Origin of the sequence: Sphingomonas sorbitolis (genome assembly GCF_036663875.1) — a bacterium.
In the GTDB taxonomy this organism is placed as follows: domain Bacteria; phylum Pseudomonadota; class Alphaproteobacteria; order Sphingomonadales; family Sphingomonadaceae; genus Sphingomonas.
Genome location: NZ_JAXOJS010000001.1, coordinates 314,276 through 334,969, shown reverse-complemented (window position 1 = coordinate 334,969; position 20,694 = coordinate 314,276). Strand labels below are relative to the sequence as shown.

The window sequence follows — 20,694 nt, the reverse complement described above, 5'->3', positions numbered from 1 at the left end:
TTTGCTGTCAGGGCGACGACATGATGCCGCCCTCCGACAATCTGCAATTCAATTTGGCTTTTTCCGACGCCTGTGCTTGATGCGGCGCAGTTCGGCGGGGCGACCAAGATCCCGCTTTCCGGGAGGGTGAGAATGCGCAACCGTCTGTTCGCAAGCACGATTTCGATGCTGGCCTTGTGCGGCGCCACGGCGGCGACGGCGCAGACCTATGGCCCCTTCAACGTCGTCGCGCCTGCTGGCGGCGATAGCGTCAGGACCGCGATCGGCGGCGATCGTGCCGTCGCGATCGATGCGCAGAGTTGGACGATGTCGACCTGGCTCGAACCGAAAGCGATCCCGAACGGTACCGCTCTGGTTGCAGGATTTGGCGACGCCACGACCGGCGCGCGCCGCTATCTCGCGCTCGATCAAGGTCGCCCCAGCCTCGTCACCGAAGCCGGCGTGCTGGCCGCCAGCGCGCGCATCACGGCAGGCACATGGCATCACGTCGCCGCGACCTTCGACGGCACGCAAGCACGGCTGTTCGTCGACGGGCGGCAGGTGGCGCAGCGTCGCCTGACGGTGGCGCCGGTCGCTCCGGTCGCGACGATTGCCCCGCGGGGAGCCGGTCCGGTCTTCGTAGGCCGCGTCGCAGGCTTCGCGCTGCAGGCCGGCGCGCTCGATGCCGCCGCGGTACGCACGCAGGCGGGCACGACGCCCGACGCAGCGCTGACGCTCTATCAGAACGGCAGCCCCGACTGGCCGGTGCAGGTCCGCCAGTCGCTCGGCCAGACCGTCCAGCAGGATGCGTGGACACGCCCCGTCTCGAAGGCCCCCTTCCCGGCGCCGGTCGCTAAGCCCCTGCCGACGGGCCCGGCGATCGTCGCGGTCCGTCCCGGCGAATGGACCGTCGCCGGCTGGAAGCTGGCCGAGGCACCCAAGGTGACCGCGCCGGGCTCGACGCTCAGCCGCGCCGGGTTCGATGCCTCGCGCTGGTATGTCGCGACGGTGCCGGGCACGGTGCTGACGACCCTGGTCGACCGCGGCGTCTATGCCGACCCCGCCTACGGCCTCAACAACATGACGATCCCCGAAGGCCTAGCGCGGCAGGATTATTGGTATCGTACCGAGTTCGATGCGCCCGCCGAAACCACGGGCAAGCGTCAAATGCTGACCTTCGACGGCGTCAACTACAGCGCCGAAATCTGGCTGAACGGTGCGCCGATCGGCACGATGAAGGGCGCGTTCGTGCGTGGACAGTTCGACGTCACCGGCAAGCTGCGCCCCGGTCGCAACGCGATCGCGGTGAAGGTCTCGCCGCCGCCGCATCCCGGCATCGCGCACGAGGAGTCGCTGACCGCAGGGGTGGGCGAGAATGGCGGGATGATGATGCTCGACGGCCCGACCTTCGTCGCGACCGAGGGCTGGGACTGGATCCCCAGCATCCGCGATCGGAACACCGGCATGTGGCGCGGCGTGACGCTGACCACGAGCGGCGCGGCGACGCTCGGCGACGCGCAGGTCGTCACGACCTTGCCCAAGCCCGACAACAGCGTCGCGGAGATCGAGATCGGCGTCCCGGTCGCCAATCCCACCGACCGCGCCGTGACCGCGATCGTCCGCGCGGCGTTCGACGGCGTCTCGGTCGAGAAGCCGGTGACGCTCGCACCCGGCCAGACGACGACCGTGGTAATGAAGCCAGCCGACTTCCCGCAGCTGACGGTGCGCAATCCCAAGCTCTGGTGGCCCAACGGGTACGGCGACCCGGCGCTGCACGACCTGACTTTGACCGCAACCGTCGACGGCACGACCAGCGACACCAGGCATGTCCGCTTCGGCATCCGCCAGGTGACCTACGACATCTCGCTGATGGACCAGGACGGCGATCTCGACCGCGTCGGCATCGACCTGTCCAAGGCGCGCCAGCGTGGCGAGCGGATCGTCGACAGCACGCACACCGGCATCCGCAAGGTGTCGAACGGCTGGGCTGCAAGCCTCGTTCCCGGCGCGGAAAAATCGCCCGCGGTGACGCCGATCAAGGGCCAGGACGGGCTGTCCCCCTATCTCGTGATCCGCGTCAACGGCGTGAAGATCGCGGCGCGTGGCGGCAATATCGGCATGGACGACTTCATGAAGCGCGTCGACCGCGCACGCCTCGAGCCGTTCTTCCGCCTCCACAAGGACGCGCACCTCAACATCATCCGCAACTGGGTCGGCCAGAACACGGAGGACACTTTCTACGACCTCGCCGACGAATACGGGCTGATGATCCTCAACGATTTCTGGGAATCGACGCAGGATTACAATCTCGAGACGCAGGATCCCGCGTTGTTCATGACCAACGCGACCGACGTCGTGAAGCGCTATCGCAACCACCCGTCGATCGTCGCCTGGTTCGGCCGCAACGAGGGCGTGCCGCAGCCGATCCTCAACGAGGCGCTGGAGACGCTGATCGACAAGGAGGACGGCACGCGGCTCTATATGGGCTCGTCCAATCGCGTGAACCTGCAGAACTCCGGCCCGTATAACTGGCGCCCGCCAGTCGAGTATTTCACCGAACACGCCAAGGGCTTCTCGGTCGAGAGCGGCACGCCGTCGTTGCCGACGCTGGAGGCGTGGCAACGCGCGATCCCCGCGGCGGACCAGTGGCCGATCAGCGACAGCTGGGCGTATCATGACTGGCATCAGACCGGGAACGGCGCGGTGAAGACGTACATGGACGTGCTCGCCACGCGCTTCGGTGCTGGCACCAATCTCGCCGATTTCGAGCGCAAGGCGCAGATGATGCAGTATGAATCGTACCGCGCGATCTTCGAGGGGATGAACGCGCGGTTGTGGACCGAGCATAGCGGCCGGATACTGTGGATGACGCAACCCGCCTGGCCGTCCTCGGCGTGGCAGATCTTCTCGTCGGACTACGACACACAAGCGTCGTTCTACGGCGTCAAGAAGGCGTCGGAGCCGATCCATGTCCAGATGAACCTGCCCGACTGGAAGGTGGTACTGGTCAACAACCGGCTCGCCGACCTGCGCGGCGTCAAGGTCACCGCCAAGGTCGTCAGCCTCGACAACCGCACGCTCGCCGATCGCACCGCGACGATCGCCGCGCCGCGCGAGGCGACCACCGATGCCTTCACGCTCGATCTCGCGCCGCTGCTGCAACAGGGCATCGCACTGGTCCGGCTCGAAGCGACCGACGCTGCGGGCAAGCGGCTGTCGACCAACTTCTACTGGCAGGCGAAGGACGATGCCGCGTTCCAGGCGCTCAACACGCTGGCCGCGGTGACGCTCGGCAGCACCGCAACCACCCGGATCGACGGCGCGGAGACCGTCGCGACGGTGACGCTGACCAACGCCAGCCCGACGCCCGCGATCGAAACCAAGCTGACGGTGATGAACGCCGACGGCACGCAGGTCCTGCCGGCGTATTTCAGCGACAATTACGTCTCGCTGCTCCCCGGCGAGACCCGAAGTATCGAGATCCGCTACCCGACCGCGAAGGCACCGTCCCCCAGCGTCACCCTACGCGGCTGGAACGTCGCCGCGTCGCGCGTGGTGGCACGATGAAGGGCCTGATCCTCGCCGCAGCGTTGCTGTCGACTGTCTCGGCCACGGCTTCAGCACAGTCGCTTGCATCGCCGGACGGGCGCATCACCGTGACTTTGGGCACCAACGACCAGGACCAGCCGACCTACCGGCTCGATGTCGGCGGGCAGACGCTCTTGTCCCCGTCGACGCTCGGGCTCGAGTTCGAACATTATGCCAAGCTCGCGAACGGACTGAAGGTCGCGACCATCGATCGTCGGTCGGGCACCGATCGCTACACGCTGCCCGCGGGCAAGGTGTCGCGCGTCGACGATCGCTATAACGAGATCGTCGTCCATTATGCCGAGCCGCTCGCGACCGGCCGCAAGCTCGATATCGTTCTGCGCGCCTACGACAGCGGGATCGCATTCCGCTACGCCATCCCGCGCCAGCCGACCCTCACCTCGGTGCGGATCGCCAACGAACTGAGCCAGTTCGCCTTCCCCGCCGATTATGCCTGTCACGGTCTCAATCTCGGGAGCTTCGGCACCAGCCACGAGGGGGAATATGATCCGGTGCGCGCTTCGGCGATCCGCCCGCACAACCTCTACGAACTGCCGCTGGTCTGCGCGACCGGGAATGGCGGCCCGGCGCTGGCCTTCGCGGAAGCGGACGTAACCGACTGGCCCGCAATGTACCTGACCGGCACCGAGACCGGCGCGCTCGGCGTCGCCGCCAAGCTCGCCCGTCGCCCCGACGATCCCGATATCGCGGTGAAAGCCGAGGTCGGCGCCGGTCTGCGCTCGCCGTGGCGGGTCGTCATGGTCGGTGCGAACCCGGGTGCGCTCATCGAGAACACATTGCTCACCAGCCTCAACCCCGCGCCGGTCGGCGACTTCTCGTGGGTAAAGCCCGGCAAGACCGCCTGGGACTGGTGGTCCGGCCCGGTCCTCGCGGGCGTGCCCAACGCCGGCACCAACGACGCCACGATCAAGCGCTTCATCGATTTCGCCGCGCAGACCGCGCTGCCGTACATGATGATCGACGATGGCTGGTACGCGAACAGCGGCGACGGCGCGGCGCTGCGTCCCGGTGCCGATCCGACCAAGCCAATCGCCGCGATCGACCTGCCCGGACTGGTCACGTACGGACGCCAGCGCGGTGTCGGCCTGATCGTCTGGATCCATTGGAAGCTGCTCGACCAGGATATGGACCGGATCCTCGACCAGGTTGCGGCATGGGGCCTCAAGGGGATCAAGGTCGACTTCATGAACCGCGACGACCAGGTCATGATCGGCTTCTACCTTCGTCTCGCCGCGGCGACCGCCAGGCGCCATCTGCTGCTCGATCTGCACGGCGCGACGCATCCATGGGGCATGACGCGGACCTGGCCGAACTTCATCACCCAGGAGGGTGTGCTCGGCGCGGAATACAACAAATGGACGCGGCGGATCACCGCGCGGCACAACATCACGCTCGCCTATACGCGGATGCTCGCCGGGCCGATGGACTATACGCCGGGCGGGTATCGCAACCGCACACCCGCGACGTTCCGCATCACCGCGACCGCACCCGAGGTCCAGACGACGCGCGCCGCCGGCCTCGCCATGTACGTGGTGTATGAGAGCCCACTCGGCAGCGTCGCGGACTCGCCCGACGCGTATCGCGGCCAGCCCGGGCTCGATTTCCTCCGCGACGTGCCGGCGACCTGGGACGAGACGCGCTTCCTGGCGGGTGACATCGGCGACTATGTCGCGATTGCGCGCCGCAAGGGAAAGCGCTGGTATATCGGCGCCATGACCGATGCCGCGCGCACCGTGACGCTCCCGCTCGGCTTCCTCGGCACCGGCAGATATGTCGCGCGTCGCTGGACCGATGGCACCGCACCGACCGACTTGGTAACCGAGCGGACGACCGTAACCAAAGCAGACCGCCTGACCCTCGAACTGGCCGCGTCGGGTGGCGCCGCGGTGATCCTGGAGACCGAACGATGAAGTCCCTGCTCGTTGCCCTCTCGCTGGTTGCCATGGCCACGCCCGCCGTCGCGCAGACCGAAGACGCCAAGGCCAAGGCGGCGCGCGAAGCCGAAGACCGGCTGCACACCGACTGGGCCTGGCTCGGCCGCTATCAACAGGCCAATGCGGCGGTCTCTGCCAAGGGCGCACAGCCGCGCGTGGTGTTCATCGGCGACTCGATCACGCAAGGCTGGTTCGACATGGGCCCGGCGTTCTTTGCCGACAACAACCGCTTCGGTCGCGGCATCGGCGGGCAGACCACGCCGCAGATGGTGCTGCGCTTTCGCCAGGACGTGATCGACCTGAAGCCGGCCGTGGTACAGATCATGGCAGGCACCAACGACATCGCCGGTAATACCGGGCCGATGACGCCCGACCAGTCGAAGGCGAACATCATGACGATGGCCGAACTCGCGCGCGCGCACGGTATCCGCGTCATCCTCGCCTCGATCCCGCCGGCTGCTAACTTCCCTTGGCGTCCGGGTCTCGAAACCGCCGACAAGATCGCGGCGATGAATGCGTGGCTGAAGACCTACGCCGCGCAGACCAACTCGACCTATGCCGATTACTGGACCGCGCTGCACGACGGCAAGGCGTTGCGCGCGAGCCTGACCTATGACGGCGTCCACCCGAACAAGGCGGGGTACGCGGTGATGGGCCCGGTCGCCGAGGCCGCGATCCGCTCGGCGCTGGCAAAGCCTGCGCCAAAGGCGATCGCCCGGTGATCTTTGCGCTCGCGCTCGCCGCCGCTGCTCCGGCTGCTTCTGGCCCGGTGGTCCGTACCGACGACGGACCGGTCCGCGGTGCCGCGCTCACCGGTGGCGGCGCGGTGTTCCGTGGCATCCGGTTCGCCAAGCCGCCGGTCGGCCCGCTGCGCTGGCGTGCGCCCGAGCGCCCCGCACCCTGGACGAGTCCCGTCGACACGATCGCCGAGCACCCCGCCTGCGCGCAGCTGGTCTATGGCGACTGGAACCGCGCTGCGGCCCAGACCAGTGCCGAAGACTGCCTGTTCCTCGATGTCCGCACGCCGAAGCTGGCCGGTGCCGATACGGCTGACAAGCCCCTTCCCGTCCTCGTCTGGATCCACGGCGGTGCCAACCGCGCCGGCGCTGGCGGCGGCACGGTGGAATCGAAGATCACCGATGCCGGCATCGTGCTCGTCAGCGTCCAGTACCGCCTCGGTGCACTCGGCTTTCTATCGCACCCTGCGCTCAGCCGCGAACAAGGCGGCCATTCGGGCAACTACGCACTGATGGACCAGCAGGCCGCACTCGGCTGGGTCCAGCGCAACATCGCGCGGTTCGGTGGCGACCCACGCCGCGTCACGATCGCCGGTGAGTCCGCCGGCGCGCAGGACGTCGCGCTGCACCGCCTCGCCCCAGCCTCGCGCACGCTGTTCGCGCAGGCGATCCAGGAAAGCGGGACGGCCGGCTTCGGCGTCGCCCCGCGGAGCCTTGCACAGAACGAGCGTCTCGGCGCGCTGATCGCCACGACCGCCGGGCTACCCGCGGCGGCGACCGCGGCCCAGCTCCGCACGCTACCGGTGGACTCTATCCTCGCCGCGCAGGACGCGGTCGACGTCCCCAATCTCGACGACGACAGCTTCATCTGGTTGCAGGCGGTGGTCGATGGCCGCGTCCTGACCGATACGCCCGCGCATCTGCTCGCCACCGGCAAAGTCTCGCGCGCACCGCTGATCGCCGGCATAAACGCACGCGAACTGACGCTGCACGGCGGCCTGCCCGCGGCGGCCGCGACGATCCGCCGAGAATTCGGACCAAATGCCGATCGCGCAGCAGCGCTCTACGGGCTCCAGCCGGGCGGTAACCCGGTCACCGACCCGAGGCTCGGGGACGTCACCGTGCAGCTCGCCAACGACCTCACCTTCCGTTGCCCCACCGTCGCGCTCTCGAAAGCCCTCACGCGCGTCGGCGTCCCGGTCTGGCAATATCAGTTCGACTATGCGCCACCGGGCGGCACCGTCAGCCACGCAAGCGAGCTCGGTTACGTCTTCAACCCAGCCAAACCGGGCGAGCCGCCACTCTCCGCCTATTGGGCGAATTTCGTGAAGAACGGCGATCCCAACGGCGCCGGACTGCCGCACTGGCCGGCCTATTCGCTCGGCAAACGCGGCTATTTCGTGTTCGAACAGACCGGACCGATGGCGCGCACCGATCTTCGCGGCGCGATCTGCGGGTTACGCGACACGCCCTGATCGTCCCAGAGTTAGGACTTGATCAAGATCGCGTCGGAGGGGAGCATCCGGTCGAGGAACGGCAGGATCGCCGCGCCGACCGCCGGCGCATCGCGCGATAGCGTCGCACGGCGGATCGGTGCGGAGGCCGGGATATTGGGCGCCGCGGCGGTCAACTTGCGCGACGTTTCGGCCGCAAGACGATCGAGGATCGCATCGGGCAGGCGTCCGCCAAGCAGGATCGCGGCCGGATTGATCAGGCAGTTGATCGCGGTCAGCGCGGGCACGAGCGCGGTCGACGCCTCCTCGATCCAGGTCTCGAGATGCGGCGCGTGGGCCTCGGAGAACATCTGCGTCGGATCGAGTCCGGCGATCGACAGCCCCGCGGTTTCAAGTCGCTCGGCCAATGCCGACAGCGATACGACGTCCTGCAAGACACGCGACGGATCGTCCGCCAGCGGCAGGAAGCCGATCTCGCCGCTGCGCGCGTCGGCACCGCGATAATAGGTGCCGTCGATCACGATCCCGCCGCCGAGCCCGGCGCTGATCAGGATGTAGAAGACACTGGCGTGATCGAGGCCGCTGCCGAACTGCGCCTCGCCGATCGCGGCGGCGGCGGCGTCGTTGTCGATATGGATCGACCACGGCACGACGTCGGCGAGCAACGCCTGAAGATCGACCTCGCCCCAGCGCTCATACCCCTCGGGCCGGTGCGGCAGGACGACGCGACCGAGGTCGTCGGGCAGCGCGACACCGACGCCGAGCACGCGGTCGGCGCGGATCACGCCGCTCTGCTCGATCTCGGCAAGACCGGTCCGCACGATCGCGACGACGTCTTCGGGCATCGCGAACGCGATCTGCCGGGTGAATCGCGATCGGACCGTGCCCGCCAGATCGAGCGACACCAACGTCACATGGTCGCGGTCGATGTTGAGGCCGATCGCGAAGCAGCCATCGGGATTGATCCGCAACCGCACCGCGGGCTGGCCGCGGGCACCGGTGCGGCGACCGGCATCGACGATCAGCTCGGCGTCGAACAGCCTGGCCGTGATGTTGGCGATCGTCGGCGAGGTCAGGTTGGTCATCGCCGCGATTTCGCTGCGGGTGATGTCCGGATTGCGCCGGATCACCTGCAGCACGACGCGCTGGTTATAATCGCCCGCGCGTTCCAGGTTGGTGCCCGACAGGCTCGGCCCAAGCCGCACCGCACGCTCGTCCGCGGTAACCCCGCCTTGGACCGCCGGCTCGAAATCCGAAAAATTCAACCTCATCCCTCCGGCGATCTTGAAAGATCCCATTTTGGTATTGTCGATCGTCCCCCGTCACCGAACCCAAGTCAACATTCAAAAAATCATTTTGGTATTCTTCTGGAATGCCGTCAGCGCGTGGCGCCGCCAGCGGTGATCCAGCGGTCGATCTTCTTCTCCAGCACCGGCATAGGCAGCGCGCCGGTATCGAGCACCTGCGCATGGAAGCCGCGCGGATCGAACTTCGCACCCAGTGCCGCCTTCGCTTTCGCCTTGGTCCGCGCGATCGTCAGCTGGCCGACCTTGTACGCCAGCGCCTGCCCCGGAATCGCGATGTAGCGCTCGACCTCCGCGGTCGCGTCGGTCCGCGCCATCGGCGAATTCGCGAGCATGTATTCGATCGCCTGGTCGCGCGTCCAACCCTTGGCATGGATGCCGCTATCGACCACCAGCCGCATCGCGCGCAGCATCTCGTCGTTCAGCCCGCCCATCCGCTGATACGGATCGGTCTCGACGCCCAGTTCCTTCCACAGGCTCTCCGAATACAGCGCCCAGCCTTCGACATAAGCGGTATTCCCGCCGAACCGCATGAACGCGGGCAGCGCGGTGTTCTCCTGTGCGAGACTGATCTGGAAATGATGCCCCGGCACGCCCTCGTGCAGGAACAGCGTCTCCATCTCCCAGGTGTAGCGCGACGGCAGATCATAGGTGTTGTAATAGAAAACGCCCGGCCGCGTTCCGTCGGGCGTACCGCCCTGATACGAGCCGCCTGCCTCGGTCTTTTCCTTGAACGCCGGCACCGCGCGGATTTCGAGCTTGGTCTTGGGCACCAGCGAGAACTGCTCGGGGATCCGCTTGTAGATCTTCGTCTCGATCGCCTGATAGCCCTCGCGGAGCTTCTCGGCCGACGCAGGCGCGAACTTCGGATCGGTCCGCAGATAGGTGAAGAACTCGGGCAACGTCCCCTTGAAGCCGACCGCCCGCTTCTGCGTCTCCATGTCCTTCAGCAACCGCGCGACTTCGGACAGACCCAGCGAATGGACCGCGTCCGCGGACAGTGGCAGCGTCGTGTTCTGCTCGATCAGATACGCATACAGCTTCGCCCCGCCCGGGATCGCCGACAGCCCGACGCTGTCGCGCGCCTTGGCGCGGTATTCGTTGGCGAGGAAATCGCGCATCCGCTGTTCGGCCGGCAGGATCACGTCGCGGATCTGCGTCGCATACGCCGTCCGCCACCGCGCCTGATCCGCCGCGCCGACGCTCGCCGGGAACGTCTTGAGCGGCCCCGCGAAGGTCGAGCGCTCGACACCCTCCTTGATCAGATTGTCGAACTGGCCGATCATGTTGTCGACCACCAGCTGCGGCTGGACGATGCCGTCCTTCATCCCCTCGCGAAACAGCCTGATCGCGCGATCGAGCACCGCGGCATATTCGGCATTACGCTTCAGGTTGTTCTCGTAATCGACGAGCGTCTTGAACGGCGCGGCGCCCTGCCCCGACGCGAAATCGGGATAGAAGGTCTGGAACCCCGAGAAATGATCCATCGGCAGGTCGCGCTGGATCTTCAGCAGATCGGGCGCATAGCCGCGCAGCGTGATCCGCGTATTCGTCTCGAACACGTCATACGCGATCTGGTCGACCGCCGACAGCTTCGCGCGATCGATCCGGCCCAGCGCGGCGAGATCGGCCTCCGCCGCCGCCCGCTCGGCCGCAGTGTACGCGTCGGTGAGATAGTCGCCAAGATGATCCGCATAGCGCAGGTCGCCGCGGAAGATCGCCGACACCGGGTTGCGCTTCAGGCTCGCCTCGTCGCTCGCATAGAACAGCGCCTTGAGCCTGGTATCCTCGGCGCTGTCGCCGGCCTGCGCGGTCGGTGGCGGCAACGCCTGCCCGACCGCCGCGCTCGCGCCGGTGGTTGCAAGAAACGCAGCGAGCAGCAGCTTGATCGACACCGGCAAATTCCCCCACCGCAAACACGCGGCTATCGGCGAGGATTAGGCCGGGCGTCCAACCGCTGCAAGCAACGCTTTACCGCGGTTTGACGAACTTCAGCGTCATCCGGTCGCTCTCGCCGATCGCCGCATATTTGGCGCGGTCGACGTCCTTCAGCGCATAGCTCGGCGGCAACGTCCACACGCCGCCCGGCCAGTCCGCGCTGTCCTTCGGATTGGCGTTGACCTCGGACTTGCCCGCCAGCTTGAACCCGGCCGCGGTCGCGAAACCGATCACCGAACTCGGCTTCATATAGCCGCTCTTCTCCTCGGCAGCGACATCGCGCGTCTCGGGCAGGCGATGTTCGACGACCCCCAGCGTACCGCCCGGCTTGAGCATCTTGAACATCGCCGCGAACATCGCGCGCGCCTGATCCACGCCGCCGAAGCGCCAGTTATGGACGTTGCGGAACGTCAGCACGACATCGGCGCTGCCATCCGGCACGCCCGGCTTCCCCGCCTCGGCCGGGAACGCCGCCAGCCGAACCTTGCCATAGGTCGCGGCATTCTTGGCCTGCATCGCACGCACGCCGTTAAGGCCCTTCTCCCACGGGCCCGCCGCGTAATACGCACCCCCGCGCGCGGTCAGCGGCGCGAGAATCTCGGTATACCAGCCGCCCGACGGCCAGATCTCGACCACCGTATCGGTCGGCTTCACCCCGAAGAACGCGAGCGTCTGCGCCGGGTGGCGATAGCGGTCACGCGCGACATTGGCCGGCGTCCGCGTCGTCGCAGCCACCGCGGCGGCGATCGGCGCAGGTACGCGTTGCGCACTAGCCACGGTTGGCATGCCCGCAACGAGCAAGGCTGGGGCGGCACAAAGCATGAGACGGACAGAGCGGTTCATCGTCGACCTTTCGGAATGAGCTGACCCGAGCGTGGCCCGAATGCAGCCGATCCACAAGCCCACAGGCACAGCTCTGCTCCGTCCGCATCTGGAAAAGGACAGCAGGATTACCCATATTCCTAAAGAGGTTGAGCAAAGGACGAGGCAATGGCGGGCGGCTGGACACGTGACGGCGCGGTACAGGATCAGATCGACGACACGGTGATGGACGCCGTGCTCGCCGCGCGTGCACGCATGCCGACCGGCGAGAGCGAGCCATATTGCGCGCAGTGCGGCGACGACATCCCCGAAGGACGTCGGCTGGCCATCCCCGGCGTACGCACCTGTGTCGCCTGCCAGAGCGGCCGCGATCGCCCCGCCTCCGCCCTCTTCAACCGCCGCGGCAGCAAGGACAGCCAGCTTCGATAACGTGACGCAAGTCTTCGCCCCCCGATGCCGGGCGAGGATCAGCCCGTCTTTACTTGGCCCAGCTTGATCGTCAGGGCAGACCCATGAGCGACGTGACGCACAGCACTGCCCCACAAAATGACGCCCCCGATTTCGTCGTCATCGACGTCGAGACCGCCTGCTCGCGCGTCAGCAGCATCTGCCAGATCGGCATCGTCGGTTTCAAGAACGGCCGCGAGATCTTCGAGTACGAAACGCTTGTCGACCCGCGTGACATATTCGAGGTCTTCAACACCCGGATCCACGGCATCGCCGAGCATCACATCGTCGGCCAGCCGACCTTCGCCGACGTCCACGCGATCGTCCACGGCCATCTGTCGGGCCGCACCACCGTCGCGCACTCCTATTTCGACAAGGGCGCACTGGCTGCCGCCTGCCGCGTCCACGACCGCGCGATGATCGAGACGACCTGGCTCGACAGCGTCCGCGTCGCCAAGCGCGCCTGGCCCGATCTCGAAAGCCACCGCCTCGGGCTCCTCGCACGCTATCTCGGGATCACCCACAAGCATCACGACGCACTCAGCGACGCGCGCGCCGCCGGCTGGGTAATCGTCAAGGCGAGCGAGCATACCGGCCTGTCGCTCGACGACTGGCTAGCCCCGCCGCGCGTCGCCGGCCCCGCACCCGCGGCGGCAGCAGACGGACCGCTGAAAGGCGACCGCGTCGTGATCCTCGGCGAACCCCGCGACGGCCGGCTCGCGCACATCGCCGCCGGGCTAGGCGCGCGCGTAATGACCGGGGTCGGCAGTTCGACGACGCTACTGGTCGTCGCCGGTCGCGAGCCGTTCGGCCGCGCGACCCGGTCGAGCGTCGCCTATTCGAGGGCGCAGGCTCTCCGCACCGAGGGCTCACCAATCCGGATCATCGCCAGCGACGCGCTGAAAGCGATAGCCGCCAACCGCCGTCCCTGATCCTCCCCTATCGGCTCACGCCATCGCCATCAGGCTCGCATTGCCCCCTGCCGCGGTCGTGTTGATCGAGGTCGACACCTCCTCGACCAGCCAGTCGAGCCGGTAGCCACCCCCCGCCTGGGTCAGCACGATCGGCCCCGGCAGCGCGGCAATCGCCTGGTTGACCGAGCGAACCCGCTCCGCATCCCCCTCGATCAGCGCGCCCGCATACGGCCCAGCCGCTGCCCAATCCTCGACCCACCGCACGCGAGCGGCAACCGCCTTGGGAAGGTCCACCGTCAACGCCGCCGCATCACTGACCACGAGGTCGTTTCCGGAAGCAAGCCCCGCCGCAAGCTGCGCGACCAGACCCTCCCGCGTTGCCGGAAGTAGCAACACAGTGCCACGCGGATAAATCGCATAGACGTTGGTCTCGCCGACCGGACCGGCTAGTTCGGTCACACCGCCCAGCGGCGACGCCGTCGCACAATCCCGCACGGCCTGCGCAGCGCCAGCATCACCGCGACCCTCGAGCCACGATGCGAACTCCGTCGCTACCGGGTCGCCCGAACCGGCCGCCCCGACATCCGCCCCCGTCACCAACCGCCCGAGATACAGCGGCCCGCCCGCCTTAGGCCCGGTCCCCGACAACCCGCGCCCACCGAACGGCTGCACGCCGACCACCGCGCCGATCACGTTGCGGTTGATATACAGGTTCCCCGCCTGCACCCGCTGCGTGACGAACGCGATCGTCTCGTCGAGCCGCGTATGCAGCCCGAACGTCAGGCCATAGCCGGTCGCGTTGATCCGATCTATCAGCGTGCCCAGATCGGCACGCCGGAAGCGCACGACATGCAGCACCGGCCCAAACACCTCGCGTTCCAGATCGGCGAGATCGTCGAGCTCGATGATTGTCGGCGAGACGAACGTGCCGTGCGTCGTGTCCCCCGCCGGCGCGATCTGCTCGACCGGGCGGCCAAGCGACCGCATCCGCTCGATATGCCGCTCGATGTTCGTCTTCGCCTCGGCCGAGATCACCGGGCCGATATCGGTCGCCAGCGTATCGGTGCGGCCGATCCGCAGCTCGCGGAGCGCCCCCTTCAGCATCGCCAGCGTCCGGTCGGCGACATCCTCCTGCAAGCACAGGATGCGCAGCGCCGAACACCGCTGCCCCGCGCTGTCGAACGCCGAGGCGACCACGTCCGCGACCACCTGCTCGGCCAGCGCGGAGGAATCGACGATCATCGCATTCTGCCCGCCGGTCTCGGCGACCAGCGGGATCGGCGCCCCTGCCGGCGACACGCGCTTGGCGAGCTCGGCCTGAATGAGCCGCGCGACCTCGGTCGAACCGGTGAACATCACCCCCGACGTTTCGGTCGCCGCGACCAGCGCCGCACCGATCGCACCATCACCCGCTACCAGATGCAGCACGTCCGCGGGCACGCCCGCCTCGTGCAGGATCGCGACCCCCTGCGCGGCGATCAGCGGCGTTTCCTCGGCGGGCTTCGCCAGCACCGCATTGCCCGCGACCAGCGCCGCGGCGAGCTGCCCCGCGAAGATCGCGAGCGGGAAATTCCACGGGCTGATGCACGTCACCACCCCGAGCGGCTTCTGTCCCGCCGGGAGCAGCCGCGCCTGCTGCGCATAATAACGCAGGAAGTCGATCGCCTCGCGCACCTCGGCCACCGCATTCGCGAGCGACTTGCCCGCCTCGCGCATGACCAGCGGCAGCAACACGGGCATCCGCGCCTGCATCAGGTCCGCCGCGCGATCGAGACACGCCGCACGCTCGTCGACCGACACCGCCGCCCAGCGTGGCGCCGCCTCGGCCGCGGTCCGCGCCATTGCAAGCGCAGCATCCGGCGACAGTTCGCAAACCGAGCCGACGACGTCGCGGTGGTCCGCCGGATTGAGCACCGGCCGCGCGTCGCCCTCGGTCCCGGCCTGCACTGGTGCCAGCGCCCCACGGAACGTCTCGCTCAGCGTCGCCAGCACACCCTCGTCGCTTGCGTCGAGTCCTTCGGAATTGCGTCGCGTCCCATACAGATCGCGCGGCAAGGCGATCGCCGGATGCGGCTCGCCCGGCACCGGCATCGCGCGGACCGTCGCGACCGGGTCCGCCACCAGCTCGGCGATCTGCACCGCCGGGTCCGCGATCCGATTGACGAACGACGAATTCGCCCCGTTCTCGAGCAGCCGCCGGACCAGATACGCCAGCAGCGTCTCATGCGTCCCGACCGGCGCATAGATCCGGCACGGGCGGTTCAGCCGATTGCCGCCGACGACCTCCTCGTACAGCGGCTCGCCCATCCCGTAGAGGCACTGGAACTCGTAATCGCCGATTACGAAGTCGGGCCCGGCCATCGCGTGAATGGTGGCCAGCGTCTGCGCATTGTGCGTCGCGAATTGCGGGAACACCGCATCGCCCGCCGCCAGCAGCTTCCGCGCACACGCGATATACGCGACGTCGGTATGCACTTTCCGCGTGTAGACCGGGAAGTCGGCCAACCCGTCGACCTGCGCGCGCTTGATCTCGGCGTCCCAATACGCACCCTTGACCAGCCGCACCATGATCCGGCGATCGGCCCGCCGCGCCAGTTCGACGATCCAGTCGAGCACGAACGGACAGCGCTTGCCATACGCCTGCACCACGAAACCCAGCCCGTTCCAACCGCTCAGATCGGGGTCGGTCGCAAGGCTTTCGAGCAGGTCGAGCGACAGTTCGAGACGATCCGCCTCCTCCGCGTCGATGTTGAGACCAATGTCGTAGCGCTTCGCCAGCAGTGCGAGCGCCTTCACGTCGGGCAGCAGCTCGGCCATCACCCGGTCGGCCTGCGACCGGGCATAACGCGGATGCAGCGCCGACAGCTTGATCGAGATCCCCGGCCCGCCATAGATCCCGCGCCCAGCCGACGCCTTGCCGATCGCATGGATCGCCGCGACGTAATCGCCGTGATAGCGCCGCGCGTCCTCCGCGGTCGTCGCCGCCTCGCCAAGCATGTCGTAGCTATACTGGAAGCCCTCCGCCTCGGGGCCCTTGGCGTGCTTGAGCGCCTCGGCGATCGTCTGGCCGGCGACGAACTGCTCGCCCATCATCCGCATCGCCATCGCCACGCCGCCGCGGATGACAGGCTCGCCCGCGCGCGCGATCAGCCGGGTGAGCGCCGCGCCCAGCCCCTTGTCGTCGACGCTCCCGGTCAGCTTGCCCGTCAACGCCAACCCCCAGGTCGCCGCATTGACGAACAACGACCGCCCCTCGGCCAGATGCGACGTCCAATCGCCGCCCGCGATCTTGTCACGGATCAACGCATCACGCGTTTCCGCATCCGGAATCCGCAGCATCGCTTCGGCCAGGCACATCAGCGCGACGCCCTCCTGGCTCGACAGCGCATATTCCTGGACGATCCCCTCGACCCCGCCGCCGCGCTTTTTCGCCCGCAGCGCCGTAATCAGCGAGGTCGCGGTGCGCGTCGCATCCGCCGCGGTGGCGTCGTCGAGCGTCGCTTGATCGAGCAGCGGTGCAAGGCATTCGGCCTCGGGACGTCGATACGCGGCGGTAATCGCACGGCGCAGATCGCTCTGCGCGCGGATCGGCGGGGCGAAATCGGCAAACAATGGCAAAAGCGAAGATGTGTGCGGCATGCGGCGAGCCTCGTCTGGAACCTGACCAGACCGTAGCATGGACGCGATTGGCGATCCGCCTTATCGATGGCTTTATATCGGTCGGTTCGACCATTTTGAGAAGGCAGGAGCGGCGGAATGCCCGATAAAGTGGATCACGCCAGTGAGATCGACCAGTTCGACCGCCGCATCATCGACCTTCTGCGCGACGACGGCCGGATGTCCGTCGCCGAGCTCGCCCGCCGCGTCGGGCTCTCCAAGACACCCTGCCAGGTCCGGCTCAAACGCCTGCTCGACCAAGGCTATATCCGCGGCTTCCGCGCGGTGCTCGATCCAGTCAAGCTCGGGCTCAATCACATCGCCTTCACCGAGGTAAAGCTGTCCGACACGCGCGAGGCGGCGCTCGACGCGTTCCGCCGCGCGGTGCTCGCGATCCGCGAAGTCGAGGAATGCCACATGATCGCGAGCAGCTTCGACTATCTGCTGAAAGTCCGCACCCCCGACATCCGCCGCTACCGCGAGGTGCTCGGCGAGCGGATCTCAAGCCTGCCGCATGTCGCCAGCACCTCGACATTCGTCGCGATGGAAACCATCCGCGACGGCGCGATGTGATCCAGTTTTCAGATCCTCCCCCGCCAGGGGGAGGTGGCTGGCACTTGCCAGACGGAGGGGGAGGACACGGAGCAGCGGTTCCCTTTCCTCCCCCTCCGTCGCTTTCAGCGCCACCTCCCCCTAGCGGGGGAGGATGGAATTATCCCCGCTTGGCGGGAGCAACGACCCCATCGGTCTTCGACGCGACCAGATACCCGCCGACCACGAACACCAACGCGCCGATCGTGTTGCCGACCGTCACGATCGCGAGATTGCGGACCATTCCGGCGAGATCGATCGACGAATGCGGCACCAGCAGGCCGAGCGTCAGCGCAGTCATGTTGGCGACCGAATGCTCGAACCCGGCAGCGACGAACGCGAGCAGGATCCACGCCATCGCGATGCACTTGGCGGCATCGCCCGTCATCCGCGCCGCGGTCCAGATCGCCAGGCAGACCAGCCAGTTGCACAGGATCGCGCGTGCCAGCAGTGCGGTCGCGTCGACCGACACCTTGTGCAGCACATAGCCGTGGAACATCGCATCGGCGTTGGCGAAGATCGCGCCGCCACCGCCTGCCGCGAACACGAACGAGAGCACGACGCCGCCCATAAGATTGCCGATCCACACCACGACCGCCAGCTTGAGCGCGTCACCGATCGTGATCGTCCGTCGCGCGAGACCGAACCCGAGATACATCACATAGCCGGTGAACAGTTCCGCGCCGGCAAACACCGTCAGGATCAGCCCGAGCCCAAAGGTCGCACCCATCACCAGCGGCCGCACGCCGGGCTCGAGCCCCGACGCGGTGCTGAGCGCCAGAATCATCGCGATGCCGATATACGTGCCGGCGAGGATCGCGCCCGCGAAAAAGCCCGCGGGCGAGCGCCGCAGCGCCTCCGCCTTGGTCGCCGCGAGGGTCGCGTAGGTGTCGATCGTCGACGAATAACCAGTGCTCATGCGGGGACTTTGCTCTCGTAGCCGACGATCCCGGCGCGCACCACGCCGCGATCCGACCCCAGGTCGGCAGCAACGGGACGGACGGTCACCGGAATGGATTTATAGGAGGGGGTGAAGCTCTGCGGATCGTGATCCTCGAGCGCGATCAACGGCTGCGTCTCGGGATAATAGGAGGCGACGCAGCCATCGGGCAGCGCGTACCGCACCAGCATCAGCTTCTGCACGACCCGGTCGGGCCGCGCGAACTGGAGCGCGGTGGCGATATCGACGACATCGCCTTCCTTGTGCCCGAGCCGCGCCATGTCGCGCTCGTTCATGAACAGGATGTCGCGCCGCCCGAACACGCCCCGATAGCGATCATCGAGGCTGTAGACGGTGGTGTTGTACTGATCGTGCGCGCGTAGCGTGGTGAGCCGCAGCACGGTCGGATCGCCTGCGCCCTCGTCCTCCTCGACGCCCTTGGTGACGAGGAAGTTTGCCTTGCCGCTGTCCGTTTTCCACTCGCGCATCGCCGCGGAGTTCGGCAGGTGGAACCCACCCGGCTTGCGGATCCGCGCGTTGTAGTCGGCGAACGCGGGAAACACCGCCTCGATCTTGTCGCGGATCAGGCTGTAGTCGCCGACATACGCGTCCCAGTCGATCTCGACCGGCGCGCGGCCCTTGGCGGCGAAGGTCGCCTTGGCGATCTCGCCGACAATCCAGATCTCCGACTTCACGTTCTCGCCCGGCGGCATCAGGAACCCGCGCGAGGCGTGGACCATCGACATCGAATCCTCGACCGTCACCGACTGCTGGCCGGTCGCCTGCATATCGAGTTCTGTCCGGCCGAGACATGGCAGGACATAGGTCGCCTTCGCCATCAGCAACTGCGTGCGGTTGAGCTTCGTCGTGATGTGCACCGCCAGATCGAGATTGCGGAACCCTTCCGCACACGCTTGCGGATCGGACGAGGCGATTGCGAGATTGCCGCCGAGGCAGACGATCGCCTTGGCCTTGCCGTCACGCATCGCGGCGATGCTTTCGACCACCGAATGGCCATGGTCGCGCGGCGGCTCGAACCCGAACACATCGCGCATATTGTCGAGCAGCAAGGGCATCGGCCGCTCGGTAATGCCGACGGTGCGGTCGCCCTGGACGTTGCTGTGGCCGCGCAGAGGACAGATGCCCGCGCCCGGCTTGCCCATGTTGCCGCGCAGCAGCAGCAGATTGGCGATCTGCTGGACGTTGGTGGTGCCCGTGCGATGCTGCGTGACGCCCATCCCATAGCAGCAGATCGTCGACTTCGACTTGGAGTACGCCAGCGCGACCTCTTCGAGATCACTGCGCGAGAGCCCGCTGGAGCGCTCGATGTCCGCCCATTCGGTGGTCGCCAGATCGGCGACATAGTCGTCGAGGCCCGCGGTATGCTCGGCGATGAACGCATGATCGAGCGCGGGTTCGCCACCCGACACCTTGGCCGCCTCGTCGAGCGCGACCAGCGCCTTGGCGATCCCCTTCAGCGCCGCCGCATCGCCGCCGACCTTCACCTGGTAATAGCTGCTCGCGATCGGCGTTGCCGACATCGTCGCCATCTCGACCACCGACTGCGGCGATTCGAAGCGTTCGAGCGAGCGTTCCTTGAGCGGGTTGAAGACGATGATCTTGCCGCCGCGCTTCGAGACTTCGCGCAGTGTCGCCATCATCCGCGGATGGTTGGTGCCGGGGTTGTGGCCGATCGACAGGATCAGGTCGGCGTGATCGAAATCCTCGAGGCTGACGGTGCCCTTGCCGATGCCGATCGACTTGGGCAGCCCGACCGACGTCGCCTCGTGGCACATGTTCGAACAGTCGGGGAAATTGTTGGTGCCATACAACCGCACGAACAGCTGGAACAGGAACGCCGCCTCGTTCGAGCAGCGACCCGAGGTGTAGAACTCCGCCTGGTTGGGATCGGGCACGGCCGCCAGCCCCGCGCCGATCTCGCGCATCGCGTCCGCCCAGCTCACGACCTCATAGTGATCGGTCGCCGCATTGTAGCGGAGCGGTTCGGTGACGCGGCCCTGGTCCTCGATCCAGTGATCGCTCTGCTTCCAGATATCCGACACGCTATGCTGGGCGAAGAACTCTGCGTTGATCGTCTTCGCGGTCGACTCCCACGCGACGGCCTTGGCACCGTTCTCGCAGAATTCGAAGGACGAGGTATGCTTCGGGTCGGGCCAAGCGCAGCTCGGGCAGTCGAAGCCATCCGGCTGGTTGGACTTCAGCAGCGTCTGGCCGCCACGCACGACGATCTGTTGCGCCTTCAGCGAAACCGCGACCGCTTTCAGCGCACCCCAGCCCCCTGCCGGGCCGGTATAGTCGGCAATGCCGTCTGGACGTTTGGTCGCCATGTCGCTTCTCCCGCTGACAG

Annotated in this window: 13 protein-coding genes; 7 read left to right on the top strand and 6 right to left on the bottom strand. The window is 67.1% G+C overall.

Annotated elements, in window-relative coordinates:
• Nucleotides 1-132: 132 nt before the first annotated feature.
• From U1763_RS01310 to U1763_RS01295, 4 genes are read left to right on the top strand one after another with little or no spacing between them, the layout of a single operon-like run.
• Complete coding sequence (locus U1763_RS01310) at nucleotides 133-3,546, top strand: glycosyl hydrolase 2 galactose-binding domain-containing protein (RefSeq protein WP_332753776.1); 3,414 nt, start codon at nucleotides 133-135, stop codon at nucleotides 3,544-3,546.
• Nucleotides 3,543-5,498, top strand: a complete 1,956-nt coding sequence (locus U1763_RS01305) for a glycoside hydrolase family 97 protein (RefSeq protein ID WP_332753775.1) — start codon at nucleotides 3,543-3,545, stop codon at nucleotides 5,496-5,498. Before U1763_RS01310 ends, U1763_RS01305 begins: the two co-directional genes overlap by 4 nt.
• The gene (locus tag U1763_RS01300) at nucleotides 5,495-6,244 is read left to right on the top strand and encodes an SGNH/GDSL hydrolase family protein (RefSeq protein WP_332753774.1); all 750 of its coding nucleotides are present in this window, start codon (nucleotides 5,495-5,497) and stop codon (nucleotides 6,242-6,244) included. Before U1763_RS01305 ends, U1763_RS01300 begins: the two co-directional genes overlap by 4 nt.
• Nucleotides 6,241-7,734, top strand: coding sequence for a carboxylesterase/lipase family protein (locus tag U1763_RS01295; protein WP_332753773.1), 1,494 nt, complete (start codon nucleotides 6,241-6,243; stop codon nucleotides 7,732-7,734). The genes U1763_RS01300 and U1763_RS01295 overlap by 4 nt, the downstream gene beginning before the upstream one ends.
• Nucleotides 7,735-7,745: 11 nt before the next feature.
• Here the strand turns inward: U1763_RS01295 and U1763_RS01290 are convergent, their stop codons facing one another.
• The 3 genes from U1763_RS01290 to U1763_RS01280 all read right to left on the bottom strand — a co-directional run bounded on the left by U1763_RS01290 (nucleotide 7,746) and on the right by U1763_RS01280 (nucleotide 11,798).
• Nucleotides 7,746-8,984 (bottom strand): ROK family transcriptional regulator, encoded by a 1,239-nt coding sequence (locus U1763_RS01290; RefSeq protein ID WP_332753772.1) that lies wholly within the window; start codon nucleotides 8,982-8,984, stop codon nucleotides 7,746-7,748.
• A 107-nt stretch (nucleotides 8,985-9,091) separates the two neighbouring features.
• Entirely contained in the window at nucleotides 9,092-10,906 is a 1,815-nt protein-coding gene (locus U1763_RS01285) for a DUF885 domain-containing protein (RefSeq protein WP_443026878.1), read from the bottom strand.
• A gap of 82 nt (nucleotides 10,907-10,988) precedes the next feature.
• Nucleotides 10,989-11,798, bottom strand: coding sequence for a class I SAM-dependent methyltransferase (locus U1763_RS01280; RefSeq protein WP_435368344.1), 810 nt, complete (start codon nucleotides 11,796-11,798; stop codon nucleotides 10,989-10,991).
• A 147-nt stretch (nucleotides 11,799-11,945) separates the two neighbouring features.
• Between U1763_RS01280 and U1763_RS01275 the strand changes: the two genes are divergently transcribed.
• Both U1763_RS01275 and U1763_RS01270 read left to right on the top strand, forming a co-directional pair.
• A complete protein-coding gene (locus U1763_RS01275; RefSeq protein ID WP_132734158.1) occupies nucleotides 11,946-12,206 on the top strand; it encodes a DksA/TraR family C4-type zinc finger protein in 261 nt (86 codons plus the stop codon).
• 83 nt (nucleotides 12,207-12,289) lie between these two features.
• Nucleotides 12,290-13,156: an exonuclease domain-containing protein gene (locus tag U1763_RS01270; RefSeq protein ID WP_332753769.1), complete on the top strand. Its 867-nt coding sequence runs from the start codon at nucleotides 12,290-12,292 to the stop codon at nucleotides 13,154-13,156.
• 15 nt (nucleotides 13,157-13,171) lie between these two features.
• Here the strand turns inward: U1763_RS01270 and putA are convergent, their stop codons facing one another.
• On the bottom strand, nucleotides 13,172-16,777 hold the full coding sequence (gene putA, locus U1763_RS01265; RefSeq protein WP_332753768.1) for a trifunctional transcriptional regulator/proline dehydrogenase/L-glutamate gamma-semialdehyde dehydrogenase: 3,606 nt from the start codon (nucleotides 16,775-16,777) through the stop codon (nucleotides 13,172-13,174).
• Nucleotides 16,778-16,894: 117 nt separating this feature from the next.
• Between putA and U1763_RS01260 the strand changes: the two genes are divergently transcribed.
• Nucleotides 16,895-17,368: an Lrp/AsnC family transcriptional regulator gene (locus U1763_RS01260; RefSeq protein WP_332753767.1), complete on the top strand. Its 474-nt coding sequence runs from the start codon at nucleotides 16,895-16,897 to the stop codon at nucleotides 17,366-17,368.
• 139 nt (nucleotides 17,369-17,507) lie between these two features.
• Here the strand turns inward: U1763_RS01260 and U1763_RS01255 are convergent, their stop codons facing one another.
• Nucleotides 17,508-18,305: a formate/nitrite transporter family protein gene (locus U1763_RS01255; RefSeq protein ID WP_332753766.1), complete on the bottom strand. Its 798-nt coding sequence runs from the start codon at nucleotides 18,303-18,305 to the stop codon at nucleotides 17,508-17,510.
• The gene (locus U1763_RS01250; protein ID WP_332753765.1) at nucleotides 18,302-20,674 is read right to left on the bottom strand and encodes an FdhF/YdeP family oxidoreductase; all 2,373 of its coding nucleotides are present in this window, start codon (nucleotides 20,672-20,674) and stop codon (nucleotides 18,302-18,304) included. Before U1763_RS01250 ends, U1763_RS01255 begins: the two co-directional genes overlap by 4 nt.
• Nucleotides 20,675-20,694: the final 20 nt, after the last annotated feature.

Excerpts from the sequence above, each read along its gene's own strand:
- U1763_RS01310 (WP_332753776.1), top strand. The coding sequence starts at position 133 with ATGCGCAACCGTCTGTTCGCAAGCACGATTTCGATGCTGGCCTTGTGC.
- U1763_RS01305 (WP_332753775.1), top strand. The coding sequence starts at position 3,543 with ATGAAGGGCCTGATCCTCGCCGCAGCGTTGCTGTCGACTGTCTCGGCC.
- U1763_RS01300 (WP_332753774.1), top strand. The coding sequence starts at position 5,495 with ATGAAGTCCCTGCTCGTTGCCCTCTCGCTGGTTGCCATGGCCACGCCC.
- U1763_RS01290 (WP_332753772.1), bottom strand. The coding sequence starts at position 8,984 with ATGAGGTTGAATTTTTCGGATTTCGAGCCGGCGGTCCAAGGCGGGGTT.
- U1763_RS01280 (WP_435368344.1), bottom strand. The coding sequence starts at position 11,798 with ATGAACCGCTCTGTCCGTCTCATGCTTTGTGCCGCCCCAGCCTTGCTC.
- U1763_RS01275 (WP_132734158.1), top strand. The coding sequence starts at position 11,946 with ATGGCGGGCGGCTGGACACGTGACGGCGCGGTACAGGATCAGATCGAC.
- U1763_RS01270 (WP_332753769.1), top strand. The coding sequence starts at position 12,290 with ATGAGCGACGTGACGCACAGCACTGCCCCACAAAATGACGCCCCCGAT.
- putA (WP_332753768.1), bottom strand. The coding sequence starts at position 16,777 with ATGCCGCACACATCTTCGCTTTTGCCATTGTTTGCCGATTTCGCCCCG.
- U1763_RS01260 (WP_332753767.1), top strand. The coding sequence starts at position 16,895 with ATGCCCGATAAAGTGGATCACGCCAGTGAGATCGACCAGTTCGACCGC.
- U1763_RS01255 (WP_332753766.1), bottom strand. The coding sequence starts at position 18,305 with ATGAGCACTGGTTATTCGTCGACGATCGACACCTACGCGACCCTCGCG.
- U1763_RS01250 (WP_332753765.1), bottom strand. The coding sequence starts at position 20,674 with ATGGCGACCAAACGTCCAGACGGCATTGCCGACTATACCGGCCCGGCA.